This is a genomic window from Amycolatopsis sp. NPDC034160, assembly GCF_055575355.1.
In genome coordinates this window covers 39,712-60,074 of record NZ_JBVISU010000029.1, presented here as the reverse complement: position 1 = coordinate 60,074, position 20,363 = coordinate 39,712, and the positions used below count along the sequence as shown (strand labels likewise).

General features: G+C 69.4%; 22 protein-coding genes. 11 read left to right on the top strand and 11 right to left on the bottom strand.

The window, feature by feature from the left end; genetic code table 11:
* The first annotated feature begins 85 nt into the window (after positions 1-85).
* From ACZ54P_RS36420 to ACZ54P_RS36405, 4 genes are all read left to right on the top strand, one after another.
* Positions 86-1,219 (top strand): sugar ABC transporter substrate-binding protein, encoded by a 1,134-nt coding sequence (locus ACZ54P_RS36420; protein ID WP_465466158.1) that lies wholly within the window; start codon positions 86-88, stop codon positions 1,217-1,219.
* Positions 1,220-1,307: 88 nt separating this feature from the next.
* A complete protein-coding gene (locus ACZ54P_RS36415) occupies positions 1,308-2,081 on the top strand; it encodes an ATP-binding cassette domain-containing protein (protein ID WP_465466157.1) in 774 nt (257 codons plus the stop codon).
* Between the two features lie 23 nt (positions 2,082-2,104).
* Positions 2,105-3,562, top strand: coding sequence for a sugar ABC transporter permease (locus ACZ54P_RS36410; RefSeq protein WP_465466156.1), 1,458 nt, complete (start codon positions 2,105-2,107; stop codon positions 3,560-3,562).
* Positions 3,563-3,573: 11 nt separating this feature from the next.
* On the top strand, positions 3,574-4,755 hold the full coding sequence (locus ACZ54P_RS36405; RefSeq protein ID WP_465466155.1) for an ROK family protein: 1,182 nt from the start codon (positions 3,574-3,576) through the stop codon (positions 4,753-4,755).
* Between the two features lie 57 nt (positions 4,756-4,812).
* Here the strand turns inward: ACZ54P_RS36405 and ACZ54P_RS36400 are convergent, their stop codons facing one another.
* The 3 genes from ACZ54P_RS36400 to ACZ54P_RS36390 form a co-directional block, all read right to left on the bottom strand.
* Entirely contained in the window at positions 4,813-5,418 is a 606-nt protein-coding gene (locus ACZ54P_RS36400; protein WP_465466154.1) for a TetR/AcrR family transcriptional regulator, read from the bottom strand.
* A complete protein-coding gene (locus tag ACZ54P_RS36395; protein WP_465466153.1) occupies positions 5,399-6,259 on the bottom strand; it encodes an alpha/beta fold hydrolase in 861 nt (286 codons plus the stop codon). Before ACZ54P_RS36395 ends, ACZ54P_RS36400 begins: the two co-directional genes overlap by 20 nt.
* Positions 6,260-6,417: 158 nt before the next feature.
* On the bottom strand, positions 6,418-6,597 hold the full coding sequence (locus tag ACZ54P_RS36390) for a DUF7455 domain-containing protein (protein WP_016332937.1): 180 nt from the start codon (positions 6,595-6,597) through the stop codon (positions 6,418-6,420).
* 339 nt (positions 6,598-6,936) lie between these two features.
* Here ACZ54P_RS36390 and ACZ54P_RS36385 point away from each other — a divergent pair, with 339 nt between their 5' ends.
* A complete protein-coding gene (locus ACZ54P_RS36385; protein ID WP_465466200.1) occupies positions 6,937-7,731 on the top strand; it encodes an EamA family transporter in 795 nt (264 codons plus the stop codon).
* Positions 7,732-7,748: 17 nt separating this feature from the next.
* On the top strand, positions 7,749-8,417 hold the full coding sequence (locus ACZ54P_RS36380) for a DUF6885 family protein (RefSeq protein WP_465466152.1): 669 nt from the start codon (positions 7,749-7,751) through the stop codon (positions 8,415-8,417).
* Here the strand turns inward: ACZ54P_RS36380 and ACZ54P_RS36375 are convergent.
* The 3 genes from ACZ54P_RS36375 to ACZ54P_RS36365 all read right to left on the bottom strand — a co-directional run bounded on the left by ACZ54P_RS36375 (position 8,392) and on the right by ACZ54P_RS36365 (position 11,744).
* Entirely contained in the window at positions 8,392-9,831 is a 1,440-nt protein-coding gene (locus ACZ54P_RS36375) for an APC family permease (RefSeq protein ID WP_465466199.1), read from the bottom strand. The genes ACZ54P_RS36380 and ACZ54P_RS36375 overlap by 26 nt on opposite strands.
* 66 nt (positions 9,832-9,897) lie before the next feature.
* Positions 9,898-10,551, bottom strand: coding sequence for a response regulator (locus ACZ54P_RS36370; RefSeq protein ID WP_465466151.1), 654 nt, complete (start codon positions 10,549-10,551; stop codon positions 9,898-9,900).
* Entirely contained in the window at positions 10,548-11,744 is a 1,197-nt protein-coding gene (locus ACZ54P_RS36365) for a sensor histidine kinase (RefSeq protein WP_465466150.1), read from the bottom strand. The genes ACZ54P_RS36370 and ACZ54P_RS36365 overlap by 4 nt, the downstream gene beginning before the upstream one ends.
* 109 nt (positions 11,745-11,853) lie before the next feature.
* Here ACZ54P_RS36365 and ACZ54P_RS36360 point away from each other — a divergent pair, with 109 nt between their 5' ends.
* The gene (locus ACZ54P_RS36360) at positions 11,854-12,450 is read left to right on the top strand and encodes a hypothetical protein (protein WP_465466149.1); all 597 of its coding nucleotides are present in this window, start codon (positions 11,854-11,856) and stop codon (positions 12,448-12,450) included.
* Entirely contained in the window at positions 12,447-12,662 is a 216-nt protein-coding gene (locus ACZ54P_RS36355) for a hypothetical protein (RefSeq protein WP_465466148.1), read from the top strand. The genes ACZ54P_RS36360 and ACZ54P_RS36355 overlap by 4 nt, the downstream gene beginning before the upstream one ends.
* Here the strand turns inward: ACZ54P_RS36355 and ACZ54P_RS36350 are convergent.
* Together ACZ54P_RS36350 and ACZ54P_RS36345 are read right to left on the bottom strand one after the other, a co-directional pair.
* A complete protein-coding gene (locus tag ACZ54P_RS36350; RefSeq protein WP_465466147.1) occupies positions 12,654-13,886 on the bottom strand; it encodes a hypothetical protein in 1,233 nt (410 codons plus the stop codon). The two genes, ACZ54P_RS36355 and ACZ54P_RS36350, sit on opposite strands and share 9 nt — an antisense overlap.
* Entirely contained in the window at positions 13,883-14,692 is an 810-nt protein-coding gene (locus tag ACZ54P_RS36345; RefSeq protein ID WP_465466146.1) for a class I SAM-dependent methyltransferase, read from the bottom strand. Before ACZ54P_RS36345 ends, ACZ54P_RS36350 begins: the two co-directional genes overlap by 4 nt.
* Positions 14,693-14,754: 62 nt before the next feature.
* On the opposite strand from ACZ54P_RS36345, the gene ACZ54P_RS36340 reads away from it, so the two are divergent.
* Together ACZ54P_RS36340 and ACZ54P_RS36335 are read left to right on the top strand one after the other, a co-directional pair.
* Complete coding sequence (locus tag ACZ54P_RS36340; RefSeq protein ID WP_465466145.1) at positions 14,755-15,132, top strand: hypothetical protein; 378 nt, start codon at positions 14,755-14,757, stop codon at positions 15,130-15,132.
* A gap of 46 nt (positions 15,133-15,178) precedes the next feature.
* A complete protein-coding gene (locus ACZ54P_RS36335; RefSeq protein WP_465466144.1) occupies positions 15,179-16,378 on the top strand; it encodes a hypothetical protein in 1,200 nt (399 codons plus the stop codon).
* A gap of 72 nt (positions 16,379-16,450) precedes the next feature.
* Here the strand turns inward: ACZ54P_RS36335 and ACZ54P_RS36330 are convergent, their stop codons facing one another.
* The 3 genes from ACZ54P_RS36330 to ppgK all read right to left on the bottom strand — a co-directional run bounded on the left by ACZ54P_RS36330 (position 16,451) and on the right by ppgK (position 19,469).
* A complete protein-coding gene (locus ACZ54P_RS36330; RefSeq protein ID WP_465466143.1) occupies positions 16,451-16,972 on the bottom strand; it encodes a pyridoxamine 5'-phosphate oxidase family protein in 522 nt (173 codons plus the stop codon).
* Positions 16,973-17,063: 91 nt separating this feature from the next.
* The gene (locus tag ACZ54P_RS36325) at positions 17,064-18,461 is read right to left on the bottom strand and encodes an RNA polymerase sigma factor (RefSeq protein ID WP_465466142.1); all 1,398 of its coding nucleotides are present in this window, start codon (positions 18,459-18,461) and stop codon (positions 17,064-17,066) included.
* 246 nt (positions 18,462-18,707) lie between these two features.
* The gene (ppgK, locus tag ACZ54P_RS36320) at positions 18,708-19,469 is read right to left on the bottom strand and encodes a polyphosphate--glucose phosphotransferase (protein ID WP_465466198.1); all 762 of its coding nucleotides are present in this window, start codon (positions 19,467-19,469) and stop codon (positions 18,708-18,710) included.
* 67 nt (positions 19,470-19,536) lie between these two features.
* Here ppgK and ACZ54P_RS36315 point away from each other — a divergent pair, with 67 nt between their 5' ends.
* Positions 19,537-20,355: an inositol monophosphatase family protein gene (locus tag ACZ54P_RS36315; RefSeq protein ID WP_465466141.1), complete on the top strand. Its 819-nt coding sequence runs from the start codon at positions 19,537-19,539 to the stop codon at positions 20,353-20,355.
* Positions 20,356-20,363 lie beyond the last annotated feature (8 nt).

Genomic DNA, 20,363 nt, shown 5'->3' with positions numbered 1-20,363 from the left:
ATGTTGTCGCCCACAACATATGCGCGATGGTGCGACGGGTCCTCCTGGATCGCCGCCCGCGAGCAAGATTCGGAAAGGTTCGAGGATGCGCAGCAGAACCCTTACCCTCCTCGCCGCGACAGTGGGCGCCGGTCTGGTGCTCTCCGCCTGTGGCGCCAACACCGCGGACTCCGGGAGCGGCAATTCCTCGCAGTCCGCCCCCGCGCCCGGCGGCGCCGCCACCGGTGGCAAGGTCGGCGTGATTCTTCCGGAGACCGCGTCTTCCGCGCGCTGGGAGGCCTTCGACAAGCCGTACCTGAGCAAAGCGCTGAAGGACGCGGGCTTCGAGGCCGACGTCCAGAACGCGCAGGGCGACGTGCAGAAGTTCACCACGCTGGCCGACGGCATGATCGGGCAGAACGTCAAGGTCCTGATCATCGCCTCGATCAACAGCGAGGTCGGCGCGGCGGTCGCCCGCAAGGCGCAGGCCGCCGGCATCCCGACGATCGACTACGACCGCCTGAACCTCGGCGGCAGCTCCGACTACTACGTCTCGTTCGACAACGAGAAGGTCGGCCAGCTGCAGGGCCAGGGTCTCGCCGACGCGCTGAAGGACAAGAAGGGCGCCGAGGTCGTCATGATCGAGGGTGCCCCGACCGACAACAACGCGACGCTGTTCGCGAACGGCCAGAAGTCCGTGCTGCAACCGAAGTTCGCCAGCGGCGACCTGAAGCTCGTGCGCGAACAGGCCATCGACAACTGGGACAACCAGAAGGGCGGTCAGACCTTCGAGCAGATCCTGACCGACAACAAGGGCAAGGTCGACGGCGTCGTCGCCGCGAACGACGGTCTCGCGGGCGCGGTCATCACCGTGCTGAAGAAGAACGGCCTCAACGGCAAGGTCCCGGTCACCGGCCAGGACGCCACCGCGGACGGCCTCATGGCCATCCTGCGCGGCGACCAGTACATGACCGTCTTCAAGCCGATCAAGGAAGAGGCCGAGGCCGCGGCGAAGCTCGCCGTCCTGCTGGCCAAGGGCGACAAGGCGGGCGCCGACGCGCTGGCCACCGCCAAGGCGAAGGACCCGAAGGGCAACCGCGAGGTCAAGTCCGTGCTCCTCGACCCGAAGCTGACCACCAAGGACGGTGTCAAGGAGGTCGTGACGCAGGGCTACGTCAAGGCGGCCGAGATCTGTGGCGGCGAGCTGGCCGCGGCGTGCACGCAGCTCGGTATCTCCTGACCCGTTAAATCCAGACAACCGGGCCGGGGCGCGCCTCCCGACAGTGCGCCCCGGCCCGGTACCCAGCCGGGAGAATTCGAGAACCCCCATGAGTGAACCGATCCTCGAACTGAGGCAGATCAACAAGAGCTTCGGACCGGTCCACGTCCTCCACGACGTGGACTTCGACGTGCGGGCCGGTGAGGTCACCGCGCTGGTCGGCGACAACGGTGCCGGCAAGTCCACCCTGGTCAAGTCGATCGCCGGCATCCACGGCTACGACTCCGGCACGGTGAGGTTCCAGGGCAGGCCCGTCCACATCCACGGCCCGCGTGACGCCGCGGATCTCGGGATCGAGGTCGTCTACCAGGACCTCGCCCTCGCGGAGAACCTCGACATCGTGCAGAACATGTTCCTCGGCCGGGAACGCGGCAGCAAATGGCTGCTCGACGAGGCCAGCATGGAAAAGGCCGCCCGCGAGACGCTCGCGTCGCTTTCGGTCCGCACCGTGAAGTCCGTCCGCACCCCGGTTTCGGCGCTTTCCGGCGGACAGCGGCAGACCGTCGCGATCGCCAAATCCGTGCTGTGGGACTCCAAGGTCGTCCTGCTCGACGAGCCGACGGCCGCGCTCGGCGTCGCGCAGACCCGTCAGGTGCTCGACCTGGTCCGCCGACTCGCCGAGCAGGGCCTCGGTGTGGTGCTGATCAGCCACAACATGGCCGACGTGTTCGAGGTCGCGGACCGCATCGCGGTGCTCTACCTCGGCCGCCTCGTCGCCAACGTGCACACCAAGGACGTCACCCACGGCCAGGTCGTGGAACTGATCACCGCCGGCCGCTCCGGCGACCTCGGCCTTGCCCGCCCCGAAGCCGCCGTCCTCTGACCGAGGCGAGAAAGAACGAAAAAATGACTGAGACTGCAAAGCCCGCCTCGCCGGAGGGGGGCAAGTCGACGGCCGCCGCGCTCAACCCGTCGGCGGCCATCACGGACTTCGGCATCGACACGACATCGATGTCAACAGGCGAGGCGATCGGCGACTACTTCTCCCGGCTCAAGGCGGGGCAGCTGGGTTCGCTCCCGGCGCTGCTCGGCCTGTTCGTGCTGGTGATCGTGTTCGCCTCGCTGTCGGACACGTTCCTGACGATGAACAACATCGCGAACCTGCTGGCGCAGGGCGCCGGCAAGGCGATCATCGCGATGGGCATCGTGTTCGTGCTGCTGCTCGGCGAGATCGACCTGTCCGCGGGTACCGCGTCCGGGGTCACCGCCGCCGTCCTCGCGATGCACTACGTGCGTGACGGAAACCTGCTGGGCGGGATGGGGAACGGCGTGTTCATCGCGTTCCTCGTCGTCCTCGCGATCGCCGGTCTGCTCGGGGTGATCCTGCGGATCTGGGCGGGTGTCGGCTTCGCGGTGCTCGCCATCGCGCTGGTGCTGTCCGGAACCGCGGCCAACCCGTGGATCGAGATCCTGCTCGCGATCAGCGTCGGTGGCGCGATCGGTGTCCTGACCGGGTTCCTGGTCTCGAAGATCGGCATGCCCTCGTTCGTCGTGACGCTGGCGCTTTTCCTTGCCTGGCAAGGCGTCATCCTGCAGTTCATCGGTGAGGGCGGCACGCTCGGCATCAGCACGTCGGACGTGCTCTTCAAGGTCGCCAACGGCAATCTGTCCACAGTGGGCAGTTGGGTCCTCTTCCTGATCGCCGCCGGTGGTTTCGCCGCGGTGTCCCTCGGGCAGCACTTCTCCCGGCTCAAACGCGGCCTGGTCACCCAGCCGACGCCGATGGTGCTGTTCAAGGTCGGCGCGATCGCGGTGATCGCCGCGGTGGCGACCTATCTGCTGACGCTGAACCGCGCGCCCAACCCGAACGTCGTGATCTCCGGCGTCCCGTACGTCGTGCCGATCGTGCTCGGCCTGCTGGTGCTCGGTACCTACGTGCTCAACCGCACGCAGTACGGCCGCCACATCTACGCCGTCGGCGGCAACCGCGAGGCGGCGCGCCGTGCCGGTATCAACGTCGAGAAGATCCGGGCGTCGGTGTTCGTCATCTGCTCGGCGGTGGCGGCGATCGGCGCGATCGTCTACTCGTCGAAGGTCGGCTCGGTCGACCCGCAGGCCGGTGGCCTCAACACGCTGCTGTTCGCGGTCGGTGCCGCGGTCATCGGCGGCACGTCGCTGTTCGGCGGCAAGGGCCGAGTGGTCGACGCGGTGATCGGTGGCCTGGTCCTCGCGGTGGTGGAGAACGCGCTCGGCCTGCTGAAGCAGTCGGCGGCGGTGGTCAACATCGTCACCGGGCTGGTGCTGTTGCTCGCGGCAACGGTGGACGCGCTGTCCCGGCGCCGCGCGGCTGCGTCACCGCGCTGAGCCCGCATGGAATGATGAAGTCCGTGACCAGCACACCCGTTGCACGACCAGACGAGGTGCGCAGGCACAACCGCACGACCTTGCTCCGGTTGCTGCACGTCAGCGGCCCGAGCACGAGGGCGACCCTGGCGACCGAGCTGGGGCTCAACCGCAGCACCATCAAGACCCTCGTCGACGGGCTCGCGGAAGCGGGCGTCGTCGAGGAGAGGGTCCCGAGGCCGGGACGAGGGGCGGGCCGCCCCTCGCTCCTGGTCCTGCCGCAGCCGCACGCGGCGGTGGTGCTCGCGGTCGACCTCCAGGTCGAACACGTGGCGATCGCGCTGATCGGGTTCGGCGGCCAGATCCTCGGACGCAACAGCTGGAACCTCCGCGGCCGGATGCGGGAAGCCGACGAGGTGATCACGCATGTGATCGAGTCGACCACCATGCTGGCCGGTGACCTCGGTGTGCAGCCGATCGCCGCGGGGGTGTCCGTGCCCGGCGTCGTCCGCCGGGCGGACGGGCACGTGCACGAGGCGCCCAACCTGCGCTGGACCGACGTGTCGCTCGGGGAACGGCTCGGCGGTGTGCTGCGCATTCCCATCCTCGTCGGCAACGACGCCGAGCTCGGCGCCATCGCCGAACACCTGCGCGGTGCCGCGCGGGGCTCGTCCGACGCCGTCTACGTCTCCGCGGACGTCGGTGTCGGGGGAGGGATCATCGCGGACGGCTCGTCGCTGCGCGGCGGCGCCGGCTACGTCGGCGAGATCGGGCATATGGCGGTCCGGCCCGGCGGCCGTCCCTGCTACTGCGGCTCCAGGGGCTGCTGGGAGACCGAGGTCGGCGAGGCGGCCCTCTGCCGCGCGCTCGACCTGCCGGAGGAGACCCCGCGCGGGGTGATCCTGGTCGAACTACGCGAACTGGGGCGTGACCCGCAGGCGGCCGAGGAGCGGCTTTCGGAGTTCTCGGAATGGCTGACGGTGGGGCTGGTGAACGTCGTCAACCTGCTCGGCCCGCAGCTGGTCGTGCTGGGTGGCCTGTTCACCGCGCTGCCGGATTCGGTGGTGGGCTCGGTCGCGGCCGAGGTCCGGCGGCGGAGCCTGGTCAGCCGGGCTGTCGGCGGGACGCAGATCGTGAGTTCGGCGCTGGGCGTCGACGCGAAACTCCTCGGCGCCGCCGAAGCGGCTTTCGAGATGATCCTGGACACCGTCTAGCTCGCATTCAGTCCTCTGAATGCGGTCGTTGCGTGTGCAAGTACCGCATTCAGAGGACTAAACGCGGTCCTTCACGAGGCCTGACAGCAGGGCCACCAGCGCCTGCAGGCACCGCGCCTTCGCCGCTTCGGGTTCCTCGGCGTGCGCGATCATCAGCGCCGCCTCGCCGCAGGCGGTCATCACCAGTTGCGCCAGTTCCGGGATCGGTGCCGGAATCAGCTTCCCGTCGGCGGCGACCGACTCCAAAATCTCCGTGATCAGCCCCAGCCCGTACCGCTGCTCGATCGCGCGCCACTCCTGCCAGCCCAGTACGGCGAGCGCGTCGGTGAACGAGATCTGGACGACTTCGGGTCGCACGCAGACGTCGAGAAACCGTGCCAAAGCCGCGAGCGCGGCCGTCCAGGGATCCTCCCCGGCCCGCAGGACGACCTTGAGCTCGTCGGTGATCTCCGTTTCGAGCTGCTCGACCACGGCGCGGAAGAGCCCCTGCTTGTCCCCGAAGTGGTGATAGAGCGCGCCGCGGGTGACACCTGCCGCCCGGACGATCTCGTCGGCGGGCACGGCGGCGTAGCCCTGTTCGGCGAACAGGGGCCGCGCCGCCGCGATGAGGGCGGTCTGCGTCGACTGAGAGCGCTCGGTCTGGCTACGTCGTGGCGTGGGCACCCAGGAATTCCACCACCATGGCGCTCAGCCGCTCCGGCTGGTCCTCCGGCACGAAGGCGTAGGAGTCCTCGATCGTCTTCAGCTCGGCGTTCGGCAGGACAGCGGCGAGCTTCCTGCCCAGCCACAGCGGGAAATGCCGGTCCTCGGGCGCCCACACCAGCAGCACGGGCTTCTCGAACGCGGAGAGCCGCTCGGACGCGGTCAGCGTGTAGCGCTTGTCGATCGCGGCGGTGAATCGCACGACGTCCTCGCGGATCGCCGGCTCCCGCCTGCTGGGCAGCAGGTAGGCGTCGAGGACATGGTCGGGGACCGGATGCTTGGCCAGCCACACGAACTTCGTCGCCTTCAGCAGCCGTCGTGAGCGCATCGCCTGGAACACCGGCCAGAGTCCGCCGGGCAGCCGGGCCAGCACGCTCAGCCCGGCGAACATCGGCGGAAGGAACCGCTCGAAGGAGTCCGACGGGGTCAGCACGACCCGGCCGACGCGTTCGGGAGAGGTGGTCATGAGCAACTGCGTGAGCGCGCCGCCGGTGTCGTTGGCGACCACCGTGACGTCGGTCAGGTCGAGCACTTCCAGGAACCGGGCGATGAGCGCCGCGACGCCGGGCGGGCTCAGGTCGGCCTCAGGGACCGGGATCTCGTGGGAGCCCAGCGGCCAGTCCGGGGTCAGGCAGCGGAAGCCGGCGTCGGCGACCGCGGGGGCCACCTTGCGCCAGAGCAGGCCGTTCGTCAGCAGGCCGTGCACGAAGACCACGGGAGGGCCTTCGCCGCGGTCGCGGTAACGAATGCGGGCGGTGCCGAGGTCCACCTCGTGCGTCTCGCCAAGAGGATCGCTGGTCATGCGGGGAAACATACACGCAGTATGTATGTTTTTGCTAGGCCTGCTTCGACCTGCGCCGCACCGCACCACCGGACGGAAACGACCTGCCGCCGGGCAAAACAGGGCGGCCGACCGCTCCATGGGGAGCGATCGGCCGCCGGGTGGTCGTGGACTGGTGGTTACCGCTGAATGTCCGCGGACATTTCTTTGAGCTTCGTTTCGTGTGCGCGGGCGTGGTGACCACAGAAGAGCAACTCGCCACCGGTGCTGAGAATGGCTCGAACCTGGGCTGCAGCTCCACACCGGTCGCATCGGTCGGCAGCGGTCAGTTCGGGGCGGGTGAGCGTCGGTGAAGTCATTGGAGTCTCCCTCCGTCCCGGCACCGGTGACCCGGTGCCATCGATCCAGCTACGACCACTTCGGCACTGATGCCTGAAACGTTCGTTCCGGGCCCCGCCGTGTTCGTGCTTCCACTCTTCCAGACGTTTGGCGGGCCGCAAGTGTTCCCGCCTGGGTGTCTCATTTGTCACTGGTAATTACCTCGGATGCCGTAGCGTAATCACGCAACGTAGGAGAAGACTCCCCCCGCACCCGCCTTTTCCCATGTCAGGCACCATGCGGGAGTGGGTATCGCAGTCGTCCGGAACCGCCTCTCGAGCGTCCCGGCCCCGGTCTTGTTCGTTCTCAGCGGAATTTCCATGTACGCCGGCGCGGCCGTCGCCGTAGGTCTCTTTTCGGTCGCCTCACCCGCGGGGGTGGCCTGGCTCCGCTGTCTCGGGGCCGCGGTCGTGCTCCTGGCGTGGCGGAGGCCACCCCGTTCGGCGTGGACCGGCCGCACGTTCCTGCTCGCCGGCGCGTTCGGCGTCGTCACCGCCGGGATGAACGTGCTCTTCTACGAGGCGATCGCGCGGTTGCCGCTGGGCACGGCCGTCGCGCTGGAGTTCGCCGGACCCGTGCTGGTCGCGGCGTTCGGCTCGCGCACCCGCCGCGACGTCTTCGCGTTGCTGCTGGTGGTGGCCGGTGTCGTGGCCATCGCGGACGTCCGGCTCGAAGGCAGCCTGCTCGGCGTGCTCTTCGCGCTGGGCGCGGCGGCCGCCTGGGCCGGGTACATCCTGCTGGGGAAGCGGGTCGCGGTCGGCGGGAACGGGATCGACGGGCTGGCCGTCGGGTTCGCCGTCGGCACCGTGGTGCTCTCGCCGTTGGCTCTCGGCACGGGCGCGGTGTGGGCTTCGCCACGCCTGCTGTTGTTGGGCATCGGGGTCGGCGTGCTCTCGACCGTAGTGCCGTACGCGCTGGATCAGGTGGTCCTGCGCAAGGCCGGGCAGGCACGGTTCGCGCTGCTGCTCGCGTTGCTGCCGGTCACGGCGGGCGTCATCGGCTTCCTCTGGCTGAAGCAGGTCCCGACCCTTCCCGAGGCGCTCGGCACGCTGGCCGTCGTCGCCGGGGTGGCGTTGCGCTCGCCGGAGAAACGCGATGGCCCGGCGCCCCTCTGAACGCCGATACTGACCCGGTGTCCTCCGGAATCGACGGCGACCGGACCGGTCTGTCGGGACAGCGCTGGCTCCCCGGTGGCGAGCACCTCGTCGCCGTCGCGCGGGCCGAACTCCCGCAGAAGGACGGGCTCGCCGGCCCGTTCGTGGCGCTGGCCGCCCTGCGCGCCGCGGGCTTCGACGTCCCGGGCCAGGACGAGGTCGCCGCGGTGGCGGGCACCACGCCGGACGGCCTCCCGCGAGCGATCGAGGCGCTGTCGGGCGGACGGCTGGCCGCCGTGCCCGCCACCGGGCACCGGACGCCGCAGTCGCTGTTCATGCTCCTGGCCGGGCTGTGGCGGCTGCCGCGGGTCGCGGTGATCGCCGAGGTCGACCCGGCCGAATTCGGCGCGCACGACACCCCGGTTCGAGCGCTGCTCGACTACCTCGACACGGGGGTCCCGCCGCTGTGGTCGTCGCGGTGGCGCCCGCCCGGCGGACATGCCGTCCTGGTCGCCGGGATGCGGATCGGCACCGAAGGCACCCTTTTGTCCATTATGGATGGTTATCCGTCCTTGGGGGACGACGGAGTGCACGACCAGCCGGTGGAATGGGTGGCCGCGGCGCTGAACCGGATGCTGATCGTGGTCGACGACGGCGACACCGAGGCCGCCGTCGCCGCGATCACGACGGCCGGTCTGTGGAGCTGAGGTCGTTCTTCGCGAAGCGCGAATGCTTGCGCCCGTAGAAGACGTAGATCAGCAGGCCGAGCACCAGCCACGCGGCGAACCGCAGCCAGGTCATCACGTCGAGGTTGAGCATCAGGTAGAAGCACGCCAGCGCCGCCACGATCGGCAGGTACGGCGAGAACGGCACGGTGAACGGGCGCTCCAGGCCGGGTCGGCGTTTCCGCAGCACCGGCACGGCCACCGCGACGATGATCATCGCCGACAGCGCGCCGATGCTGACCATGTCGGCGAGTTCCGAGATCGGGACGAACGCGGCCAGCGCCGCGATCAGCACGGCACCGCTGACGGTCATCCGGTGCGGAGTGCCCCACCGCGGATGCGCCGTGCCGAACTTCTTCGGCAGCAGGCCGTCGCGGCCCATCGCGAAGCCGATCCGGCCGATCGTCACCAGTTCCACCATCATCACCGACGTCAGCCCGGTGACCGCGCCGAGTGAGATCAGCGCGCCGACCCAGTGCTGCCCGACCCGGTCGAAGGCGTCGGCGAGCGGGGCGCCCGCGTCGATCTCGGCGAAGGGCACCATCCCGGTCAGCACCAGCGACACGCCGATGTAGAGCAGGGCGCAGACACCGAGCGCACCGAGGATGCCGACCCGCAGGTCGCGTTTGGGGTTCACGGTCTCCTCACCGAGGTTGGCGAGTGCCTCGAAACCGGTGTAGGCGAAGAAGACGACCGCGGCGGCGGTGACCATTCCGGCGATGCCGTACACGGATTGCTCCAGCCCGAGCGCGGCTTGCACGATCGGCTGGTGCAGGGCCCCGGCGGTCTCCGTCGGCGGCTGGGCGGGCGGGATGAACGGGACGAGGTTCTCGCCGCGGATGTAGAACACGCCGACCGCGAGGATCAGCACGCACACCGCGACCTTCACCAGCACGAGCAGATTCGTCACCCGTGCCGACTCCTTGATCCCGATGACGGCGATCACGGTGAGCACGGCGATGATCGCGACAGCGCCGATGTTCACTTTCGCGTCTTCGCCGAACCAGTCGGGGGAGAGACCCATCAGATTCGCGAGGTAGCCGGACCAGCCCCGCGACACGACGGCCGCGCCGAGGGCGAACTCGAGCAGCAGGTCCCAGCCGATGATCCAGGCGAAGGTCTCGCCGAGGGTGGCGAACGCGTAGGTGTAGGCGCTTCCGGCCGTCGGCACGCTGGAGGCGAGTTCGGCGTAACAGAGCGCGGCCATCCCGGCGACGACGGCGCCGAGCACGAACGACAGCGTCACCGATGGGCCCGCGTGGGTCTTGGCTTCAACGCCGGCGAGGGTGAAGATCCCGGTGCCGATGATGATGCCGACCCCGAAGCCGATCAGGTCGCGCCCGCGCAGGCGGCGTTTCAGCTCGCTGGAATCCTGTCGCTGCAGGACCTCGTCCACGTCCAGAGTTCGGCGCATGAAGGGTCACGCTAGAAGATCGCCGCCCGCCTCGCAGAACGGTGGAGATCAGCTTTCCAGGGTGACGCCGTTCTCCTGCGCGAGGATCGCCGCCTGCACCCGCGACCGCAGTGCCAGCTTCGTCAGGACGCGCGAAACGTGCGTCTTCACCGTGGTCTCACCGATGTGCAGCCGCGTGCCGATCTGCGCGTTGGACAGGCCGCCGCCCAGGCACGCCAGCACTTCGCGCTCGCGTTCGGTCAGCTCGGCGAGCCCGTCGGGGGCGCTGGACGGTGCGCGGGTCCCCTCGGCGAACGCGGCGATCAGTTTCCGCGTGACCTGCGGGGCGAGCACCCCTTCGCCCGCCGCGACCAGTTTCACCGCTTCGATCAGCCGAGACGCTTCCACCGATTTCAGCAGGAACCCGGCCGCGCCGGCCCGCAGCGCGGCGTGGACGTACTCGTCGAGATCGAAAGTGGTCAGCACCAATACTTCGCACAGCCCCTCCGCGGTCAGTTCCCGTGTGGCCGCGATGCCGTCGACGCCGGGCATCCGGACGTCCATGAGCACGACGTCGGGCTTCAGGGCCTTCGCCTGGCGGACGGCGGTGGCGCCGTCCGCGGCCTCGCCGACGACCTCGATGCCTTCGGCGTTGCCGAGGATCATCATCAGCCCAGCCCGGATCGCGCCGTGGTCGTCGGCGACGAGCACCTTGATGGTCATGACCCCTCCAGAGGCAGTTCGGCGCGGACCAGCCAGCCGCCGCCTGAGCGCCCGGCGGCGAGGGTGCCGCCCACCGCGGCGGCACGTTCCCGCATGTTCAGCAGGCCGAGTCCGGTCCCGCCGTCGTCACCCGAGCCGGAACCGGGGCGAAGGTCGTTGTGCACTTCGACGGTGAGTATGCCTCCGCGCGCATGGATGTCGAGTACCGCCCGCCCGCCCGCGGCGTGCTTGGCCGCGTTCGTGAGCGCTTCCTGCGCGATCCGGTACGCGGTCAGGTCGACCGCCGCCGGCAACGGAGCCGCTTCGTCCACTGTGGAAACCACCTCGACCACCAGCCCGCTGGCCCGTGCCGATTCGACCAATTTGGACAGTTGGGCCAGCCGGGCGGGCGCGGTCGCTTCGATCTCCGAGTCCCCTGTGGAGGGATCGGCGCGCAGCAGTCCGATCATCGCACGCATCTCCTCCAGCGCGCTGACGCTGTTCTCCCGCACCGATTTCAGGACCTTCCTGGACAGTTCCGGGTCGGCGGTGGCCATCGACAACGCCGCCTCGGACTGGATCGCGATCGCCGAAAGGTGCCCGGCGATGACGTCGTGCAGATCCCGCGCCATCTTCGAGCGTTCTCCCACCACCGCGGCCCGCCGGTCCAGCTCGCCGATCGTGGCCAGCTGAGCCGCGTTCGCCCGTTCGCTGTCGGCGATGTCCCGTTGCTGCCGCACGTTCGCCGCCCACCACACCGGGGTGACCAGGAACGGCAACAGCGCGAACGCGGCGAGGATCGCCGTCCGCCACTGCGAGAAGATGAGCGCCAGGCAGACCACCGCGAGGGTCCCGATCGCGGCGACGCCGATCATCACCCGGCTGGTGTGCCGCGACCCGTAGAGCGTCGCCGCGTAGAGGAAATCGGTGAAGACGATGACGATCGGCAGCGAAGGGCCGAGCGCGATGTCCACGCCTAGGACGACCAGCGCGCACAGCAGTCCCACGGGGACCTTGCGGCGCAGCATCTCCAAACCGCACAGCACGGTCAGCTCGGTCAGCCGGATCCACAGCGGCGTGTTGTCGGGCCCGTTGAGCAGCACCTGCATCCCGCTGGCGTAGACCAGCGCCCCCAGGATCCAGGTGCCGAGCGCGATGACGGCGTCCTGCTTCCACAACGGGAGGTGGCGCAGGCGCGGGACCAACGAGGGCACCCGTCCATCCCAGCACACCGGGACGCGCACCGGGGTCCTACGAACTGATGACGGTTTCTCGTGCCGATCACCGACGCGGCCGCCCCGGTGCAGAGGCGACGATCGAAGCGTGAACAAGATCTGGGACTTCTTCGCCGACAATCCGATGGCGGCGGTGATCGCCGCCGGGGAGATCGGTTTCTGGGTCGCGATCGGCGCCGGCCTGCTGGCCCGCTATCTGCTCCGGCTCAAGCGGACCAGCACCGTCCTGCTGGCCCTCACCCCGGTGATCGACATCGTGGTACTGGTCGCGACGGTGCTCGACCTGCGCGATGGCGGCAAGGCGAATTTCGTGCACGGCCTCGCCGCGGTGTACCTCGGCTTCAGCGTGGTGTTCGGGCCGTCGATGATCCGCTGGGCCGACGTGCGGTTCGCGCACCGGTTCGCGGGCGGTCCGCCACCGCCGCCGAAACCGAGGGGGCGCGAGAAAGCCCGCGTCGAATGGCGTGAGTGGGGGAAATGCGTACTGGCCTGCGGGATCGCCGCCGCCGTGCTGCTGGGGCTGATCTTCATGGTCGGCGACACCGAGCAGGTCGCGCCGCTGTGGGGGTGGTTGCCGCGGCTGGGGGTCGTGACGGCCATCTGGTTCGCCACCGGCCCGCTGTGGCAGGAGCTTTCGCCCAAGGACAGGGACGACGACCGGATTCCGGAAGGGACACGACGATGATCGAACTGCTGGGGATCCTCCTGCTGGTGCAGGGTGGGGGAGGGCTGATCAACCGGCTGCTGGGCAGTACCGACCCGAGCTGGTTCGTGCAGCTTCACCTGCTTCCGCCGGAGGCGCACATCGTGGTGAGCGCGCTGATGGTGGCGGCGGGGGCGGGGGTGCTGTTCGCGGAGCGCAACCGCAAGCAACGCCGCGGCAGCGGGTCAGAGTGACACGAGCACCTGCAGGACACCGAGGACGATGGTGACGATCGTCAGCACGACGGTCACCACGGTGAGCCGCGTGACCCGCGCGCTCACCGTGTTCTCGTAGGCGTAGCGGGTCTCCTCGTCCATCGCCTCGGCCTGGCGGTCGAGCTGGGCGATGATCCGCTCCACCCCCATGCTGGTGACCAGACGTCGCTCCAGCGAATCGATCTCGGGCGGGAGCACCGAGTGCAGCATTTCGAGGATGTCGTCGAGCGAGCCCCGCAGCAGCCGGGTGCGGTTCGCGGACTTCTTTTTCGCCGTCAGCGCCCGCATCTCGCGCTGGGCGGTGCGCAGCCACTGGTCGGCCAGCGCCATCCGGATCAGGACCCGTTCGAGGATGAAGAGCATCCCGTGATCGAGGCCGCCGACGTCGCTGTCGATGCCGAAGTACGGTTCGGCCGCGCCGAACGGGCCGCGCATCAGCTCGCCTTGCTGCTCGACGTAGTCGGAATCCTTGCTGTTGAGGCAGACGATCCCGCCGGCCATCGTGTACGCGGAGACGAAGGACCGCGTGCCCCACGACGGGCCGAGCGCGTCCCTGGCGACCTCGCGGGGTACGAACCGCCAGCCCTCGTCGCCGGTCGCCAGCCCGTAGAACGGCCGGGGATCGGCCGCGACCCGCTGCGCGGGCGGATGTCCGTCGTGGGACCGCGATTCGACGCACCAGCCTTTGCGGCCGAGCCCTTCGGTCAGGCCGCAGCCCTTGGTCAGGTCCTCGAAGATGTGGGTGACGGCCTTGAGGAGCGAGGGGAACGACTTCTCGCCGTAGCCGCCGTGCAGCCCCTTCTCACCGTTCGTCGCCTCCCGGCCTTGAAGGCTCTGCAGGACGGCGATGGCGAGATCGAATCCGACGGCGGACGGCTCCGTCTCGGGTCCGGTGATCGTGGTGGCGAGGATCAGCGTCATCGCGTGATAGGCCGGATGCCAGGTGACGAGGAGTTCGCAGGGCAGGCTGACCGCGCCGACGCGGATCGACAGCCGGGAGCCACCGGTGCGTTTGCGCAGCACGCGACGATTCGGCGGATTCGTGTAGCTGGTGAGGAAGTTCTCCGCGGCGGTCCATTCCTCGCCGAGTTTCCCGTCGAGATGGGTCAGCAGGCCGCGGTCCCGGCCGCCGTCGAGTACCTTCCCCGCCTCCCGCTCGGACAGCGGGACCGCCCAGGCGTAGGTGAGGAGCAGCGCCGTCATGCGGGTTCGCGGCGCAGCAGGGTGACCAGATCGCGGCCGAGGTGACGGCGCAGCGGACCGGAGGCGTTGACCAGTTCGTCACGGTCGAGGTGCTCGTCGGCGGGACCGAGGTCGTCGAGGACGTGGTAGGTCCATTCCCAGTCGGTGCGCCAGCCCGCTTCGGCGGCGTCGGCGGCGACCTCCTCCGGGTCGAGGTAGCGGACCGGGAGCGCCGGGCCGTCGCCGTCGCGTAGCGCCTTGTCGAACTCTTCGCGGCTGATCCGGCGTGAGCGGACCTCGCCGCCTTCGACGCTGTCCAGGCTGAAGGCGCCCCGTCCGATCGGTGCGCGGCTGTAGGCCAGCACCAGGGCTCCGCCGGGCGCGGTGACCGCGGCCAGCCGTCGCAGGATGGGCGCGACCTCCGAGGTCGGCACGTGCTGGATGACGTGACTGCAGACGACGAGGTCGTACGGGCCGCCGTCCAGCTCGGTGATCGGCGAAGCGACGAAGGAGAGCCGCGTGTCCTCGACGAGGGTCTCGCTCGCCTTCGCCAGCCTGCCGTGGTCGGGGTCCGCGGCGGTGATCTCGGCGGAGAACCGGGCGAGCCAGGGAAGAAGCCTGCCCTCCCCGCAACCGGCGTCGAGCGCCTTGATCTCGGCTCGCGCACCGAGCGTCGCGGTGAGCCGCCCGGCGACCTTCTCGAGCGCGCGCTCCTCGCTGGCCGCCCAATAGCCGTCGTAGGGTTCGTGCCGTCGGATGAACAGGCCGGTGACGTGGTCACCGGTGTCCGGATAGCGGTAGCTCTCGGTCGGCTTCTCGGTCAGCACAGTCGCGAATATAGCCGGGTTGACGGCTTCTCCGACCCCGCCGAGCGGGATTACCATGGGTCATGGCCACCGTGCCTGTCGCGCTGTACGCCGTTGTCGCCGTGGCGCCGTCGGCTCTTTTCTGGTGCGCGCTGAGGGTCCCCGAGGTGGTGCGCCGCCGGCGACGCCGCCGCGAACCGGAGATCCCGGCGGGCCCGCCCATCGAGAAACTCGCCGCCGATCTCCGCCGGGTGCACCGGCTGCTGGCGGAGCTCCCTCCCGGTGCTTCGGCCGTCCGCCGGTACGGCACCCGGCAGGCGTACGACGCGCTGCTCGTCCAAGCCTGCCGGGAGGTCGAGGTCGACCATCGGCTGGACGAGCTGCCGGAAGGGTTCGACCGCGGGATCGAACGGCTGCGTGTCGAGGAATCCTTGGCCGAGCGAGGACTTTCCGTGTCCTGAAGCGGTTTGTATCGAAAGTATGCGCGGGACCGGGATGCTCGCGGGCATGAAGAGGTTGGGACTGCTCGCTTCACTCTTGCTGGTGTTCGCGCTCGTACCCGGGGTCGCCTCCGCCGCGGCCGCCTTCCCGCGGATGGACGCGGCCACGGTCGACGCCTTCCGCTGGACGCCGGGTTCGACCTTCGACGTCTACGGCGCGCGGATCGCCGCGCTGGAGAAGAAACTCCCGGCGCGTGGCCTGCCGGAGATCCTGTCGTCGGCTAACCGGTCCGCGCGGCCGTTGTGCCACGGCACCTATCTCGCGACGGCGCTGAAACCGGCGGGATTCTGCTGGGAAGACGCGGGAGACGACAAGACCAACGACTGGATCCCGCAGGGCCTGACCGGCTCCGGCGACGCCGACGCGGCGACCGGGAAGGTCGGCGGAAAACGGGTCGTCGCGGCCTCCTGGCACACCCCGGGCGACACCATGGTCCGGCTGTCCTTTGTGGACGCGACCGGGCTCGGCTACCGGCACGTGCTGCTCGTCGAACCGACGTCGGACGACAACTTCACCGTCGTTCAGGGACACGGGCACGGCATGACCTGGATCGGGAACCGGCTGTTCGTCGCGACCACCGGGGGAGTGGTGCGGGTCTTCGACACGACGCATTTCTGGAAGGTCGACGACAGCTCCGGCGTCGTCGGGAAGGGGCCGGACGGCAAATATCACGCGGCGTTCTACGACTACGCGATGCCGCAGATCGGCGCCTACTGGTATCCCGGCGGCGGAACCTGCACCGGGGCTCCCGGGGTGCGGCCGTGTCTCGCGACGATGTCCTTCGACCACAGCGACGGCTCGATCGTGACCGCGGAACACGTGCCCAAGGCCGCCGGAGGCCGGGTACTGCGCTGGCCGTTCGACCGCGCGACGGGTCTGCCCAAGCTGTCGGCGGACGGGACCGTGCACGCGAAGGAAGGCTTCGTGTCGCCGGTGTGGGGCATGCAGGGAGCGGTGGCGCGCAACGGATACTTCGTGCTGACGGGGACCTGTCCGGAATACGCCGGGGTGGCGGGAGACCATCCGTCGTGCCTGCACGGCGGGGTCGGTGGCACGTCGACGTCGAGGCTGAGCGGCAAGGCGCCGGTGAACTCGCAAAACCTGTCGTACTGGCCGGCGACGGGGGAGCTGTGGCTGATGAACGAGCAGCTCCGGGAACGGGTCACCGTGCACATCCCCTGGACGACCCTCACCGGCCGCCCCTGAACCCCGCATTTCGTCCTCTGAATGCGGTCCTTGCACACGCAACTACCGCGTTCAGAGGACTAAACGCGACGGTCAGTGGGCGAAATCCCAGCGCGTGGCGCCGTACGGTTCGGCGCCCGCCACGGCGATGGCGCGGTGGAGGGTGAGCCGGTACAGGTGCCAGGGCGGTGGCCCCGCGCTGGGCGCGCTGTAAGGAGCGGTCAGCGCGTCACCTTCCACCGTGGCGGGCCAGCCACCGGCGCGGTACACGGCGGCCACCCGCTCCAGCGTCACCGGATCGGTGACTCGATGCGCTTCGCCTTCCAAGGTGAGGTCGACTCCTCGCAGGCGCACCGAAACACCGCAGGCCGGATTCGCCGCCAGGTTGCGGGAGCGCCGGGTGCCGGGTCCGCCCTTGAAGTACAGGGCGTCGTTCACCCAGACGGCGCCGACGCCCGCGGAGTGCGGCCGTCCGCCGGGCCGCACGGTCGTCACGAAGAAGGTCAGGTCGGCCGTGGGGGTGTCTTCGGCGAGGATGTCGCGAGGACGGCTCCACGGCAGCTCCTCGGAGCCGTAGCGGTCGAGGTTCTTGGTCGCGATCGGGTTCGTCGTCATACCCACGCGTCGAACGAGCAGGCCGCGATTCGACACCGGACGCGAAAAACCCCGCCACCGAACGGTGACGGGGTTCTTCGTGAGCCTGGGATCAGTCCAGGTAGTCGCGCAGCACCTGCGAACGCGACGGGTGACGCAGCTTCGACATCGTCTTCGACTCGATCTGCCGGATGCGCTCACGGGTCACCCCGTACACCTGGCCGATCTCGTCGAGCGTGCGCGGCTGGCCGTCGGTGAGACCGAACCGCAGCCGCACCACACCCGCCTCACGTTCGGACAGCGTCTGCAGCACCGACTGGAGCTGGTCCTGCAGCAGCGTGAACGACACCGCGTCGACCGCGACGACGGCCTCGGAGTCCTCGATGAAGTCACCGAGCTGCGAGTCGCCCTCGTCGCCGATGGTCTGGTCGAGCGAGATCGGCTCGCGGGCGTACTGCTGGATCTCGAGGACCTTCTCCGGGGAGATGTCCATTTCCTTCGCGAGCTCTTCGGGGGTGGGCTCGCGACCGAGGTCCTGCAACAGCTCACGCTGTATACGGCCGAGTTTGTTGATGACCTCGACCATGTGCACCGGGATACGGATGGTGCGGGCCTGGTCGGCCATCGCGCGGGTGATCGCCTGACGGATCCACCAGGTGGCGTACGTGGAGAACTTGTAGCCCTTGGTGTAGTCGAACTTCTCGACCGCGCGGATCAGACCGAGGTTGCCCTCCTGGATCAGGTCCAGGAACGCCATGCCGCGGCCGGTGTAGCGCTTGGCCAGCGAGACCACGAGCCGGAGGTTCGCCTCCAGGAGGTGGTTCTTCGCCCGTTCACCGTCGCGCACGATCCACTTGAGGTCGCGCCGCATCTGGGTGACGAGTTTCTCGCCCTCCTCCTCGGCGTTGCGGACGCGTTCGGCGGCGTAGAGCCCGGCCTCGATGCGCTTGGCGAGCTCCACCTCCTCCTCCGCGTTCAGCAGGGCGACCTTGCCGATCTGCTTGAGGTACGCGCGGACCGAGTCGGCCGAAGCGGTGAGCTCGGCGTCCTTGCGGGCCTGGCGCAGCGCCTCGGACTCTTCTTCGTCCCAGACGAAGTCCGGGTTGTCGGAGGTCTTTCCGGCGTTCTTGTCGGCCACCGTGCGGCGCCGCGGGGGCGTCTCTTCGGCGTCGTCGTCGGACTCGGCGTCCTCTTCCGTCTCCTCGGTGACCGTCGCGTCGACGACGTCCACCTCGACCTCTTCCAGGTCGGAGAGATCCGGGGTTTCGAGGTCGGCTTCGTCGAGCTCTACCGGACCGTCTTCCGGATCGCCGTCTTCGGTCTTGACACCCTTGGTGGCGGGTTTCTTGGCCGGAGCCTTCTTCGCCGGGGCCTTCTTCGCGCCGGCCGCCTTGGCGGCGGTCTTGCGCGCCGCGGGCTTCGCCGCGCCGGTGGCTGCCTCGTCGGCCGGCTCGCCGGCTGCGGTCGCTGTCTTCGTCCCGCTTCGGGTTGCGGTTCTTGCGGCTGCCACTTACGCCCTTTCGCAGCGGTCGATCATGACGAGCCGAGGCGTGATGGTCTCGGCTGCCTCAAACTTCGGGGAACACCCCTCGGCCTGCGGTTTTCCTCGTTCTGGTGAGTGCCGCCGCCGGGGGCCGTGTTCCATTGTAACGACGATACGTGACAGCGTCGCGGCGCGGATCACCGCCCGGCGGGCGCGACACGCCGTCCGACCCGCCGAAGTGACATCCGTGGTGTCGATGTCAGCACGGGCGGGTCAGTGCTCGATGCCCTCCGCGGCGGCCGCCGCCGCGCCGACGATGCCCGCGTTGTTCTGCAAGGACGCGACGATGACCGGGGTCCGGATGTCCAGCAGCGGGACCCATTTGTGCGACTTCTTGCTGACCCCGCCGCCGACGATGAAAAGATCCGGCCAGATCAGGTTTTCCAGCACGCCGAGATACCTGTTCACCCGTTCCGCCCATTCGGGATACGACAGGTCCTCGTTGTCCTTCACCGACGCCGCGGCCTTCTTCTCCGCGTCGAAGCCGTCGACCTCGATGTGGCCGAATTCGGTGTTGGGCACGAGCTTGCCGTCCTGGAAGACCGCGCTGCCGATGCCGGTGCCGAAGGTCAGCAACGCCGTCACACCGCGCCGCGCGATCGGGTCGCCCCAGCGGATCTCGGCCATGCCGGCGGCGTCGGCGTCGTTCAGCATCGCGATGTCGTCCACGCCGCGGCCGAGACGTTTCGCGAACAGGGCGTCGGCGTCGGTGCCGATCCACGCGCGGTCGATGTTGGCCGCGGTGTGCGCGACGCCCTTCTTGACCACCGCGGGCAGCGTGACGCCCACCGGGCCGTCCCAGCCCGCCTGGCCGGTGATCTCGGCGACGACGTCCGCCACCGCCTCGGGCGTCGACGGCTTCGGCGTGTCGATGCGGATCCGGTCGCCGATCAGCTGTCCCTCCGCCAAGTCGACCAGCGCGCCCTTGATCCCGCTGCCGCCGATGTCGATACCGAAACCTCGGGTCGCCTCCACCACGGACGTGGTCCCTTCTCGCACGATTCAGAAGCCTGCCTCGGAGACTTTAACCGGATGTGGTGACATGGCGGACGTGGGAGTTGACGAGACGTTGCTGAAGAGTGTCGCCGAGCGTGTCGCGGGCGAGGCCGCCGAACTGGTCCACGAGGCCTGGAGCGGGATGAACGGGGGCCGTGAGGTGCGGGTGGACACCAAATCCGCCGACACCGACGTGGTGACCGCCGTGGACCACGAGTCGGAACGGCTGGTGCGCGCGCGGCTGGCCGAACTGCGCCCCGGCGACGCCGTGCTCGGCGAGGAGGGCGGCGGGAGCGCCGGTGACGGCGTGACCTGGGTGGTCGATCCGATCGACGGCACGGTGAACTTCCTCTACGGGCTGCCGTGGTTCGCGGTGTCGGTGGCCGCGCAGGTCGGCGGGGTCTCGGTGGCGGGGGCCGTCGTCGAGCCGGTCAGCGGCCGCCGCTGGACCGCCGCGCGCGGGCACGGCGCGTTCCTCGACGGACGGCGCCTGTCGGTCAACGCCCCGGCCCGGCTCGACCTGACCCTGGTCGGCACCGGATTCGCCTACAAGGTCGAACGGCGCACCAAACAGGCCCGGTTCGTCGCCGAACTGGCGACGCGGGTGCGCGACATCCGGCGCAACGGCGCCGCGTCACTCGACCTGTGCGCGGTCGCGGCGGGCTGGCTGGACGCCTACGTCGAACACGGGCTCGGGCACTGGGACTGGGCGGCGGGCGCGCTCATCGCCGCCGAGGCGGGCGCCCGGGTGTCGCTTCCCGGGGAAGACGCCGAGCTCGGACCGGACGCGACGTTCGCGGTGGCGCCGTCGATCGCGGCCCCGTTGCGTCAGGCGCTGATCGACTCGGGCGCCGGCGTGATCTGAGGGGGCTG

Coding starts and splice junctions, on each gene's coding strand:
- ACZ54P_RS36420 (WP_465466158.1), top strand. CDS start 86: ATGCGCAGCAGAACCCTTACCCTCCTCGCCGCGACAGTGGGCGCCGGT.
- ACZ54P_RS36415 (WP_465466157.1), top strand. CDS start 1,308: ATGAGTGAACCGATCCTCGAACTGAGGCAGATCAACAAGAGCTTCGGA.
- ACZ54P_RS36410 (WP_465466156.1), top strand. CDS start 2,105: ATGACTGAGACTGCAAAGCCCGCCTCGCCGGAGGGGGGCAAGTCGACG.
- ACZ54P_RS36405 (WP_465466155.1), top strand. CDS start 3,574: ATGATGAAGTCCGTGACCAGCACACCCGTTGCACGACCAGACGAGGTG.
- ACZ54P_RS36395 (WP_465466153.1), bottom strand. CDS start 6,259: ATGACCAGCGATCCTCTTGGCGAGACGCACGAGGTGGACCTCGGCACC.
- ACZ54P_RS36390 (WP_016332937.1), bottom strand. CDS start 6,597: ATGACTTCACCGACGCTCACCCGCCCCGAACTGACCGCTGCCGACCGA.
- ACZ54P_RS36385 (WP_465466200.1), top strand. CDS start 6,937: ATGTACGCCGGCGCGGCCGTCGCCGTAGGTCTCTTTTCGGTCGCCTCA.
- ACZ54P_RS36370 (WP_465466151.1), bottom strand. CDS start 10,551: ATGACCATCAAGGTGCTCGTCGCCGACGACCACGGCGCGATCCGGGCT.
- ACZ54P_RS36355 (WP_465466148.1), top strand. CDS start 12,447: ATGATCGAACTGCTGGGGATCCTCCTGCTGGTGCAGGGTGGGGGAGGG.
- ACZ54P_RS36350 (WP_465466147.1), bottom strand. CDS start 13,886: ATGACGGCGCTGCTCCTCACCTACGCCTGGGCGGTCCCGCTGTCCGAG.
- ACZ54P_RS36340 (WP_465466145.1), top strand. CDS start 14,755: ATGGCCACCGTGCCTGTCGCGCTGTACGCCGTTGTCGCCGTGGCGCCG.
- ACZ54P_RS36335 (WP_465466144.1), top strand. CDS start 15,179: ATGAAGAGGTTGGGACTGCTCGCTTCACTCTTGCTGGTGTTCGCGCTC.
- ACZ54P_RS36330 (WP_465466143.1), bottom strand. CDS start 16,972: ATGACGACGAACCCGATCGCGACCAAGAACCTCGACCGCTACGGCTCC.
- ACZ54P_RS36315 (WP_465466141.1), top strand. CDS start 19,537: ATGGCGGACGTGGGAGTTGACGAGACGTTGCTGAAGAGTGTCGCCGAG.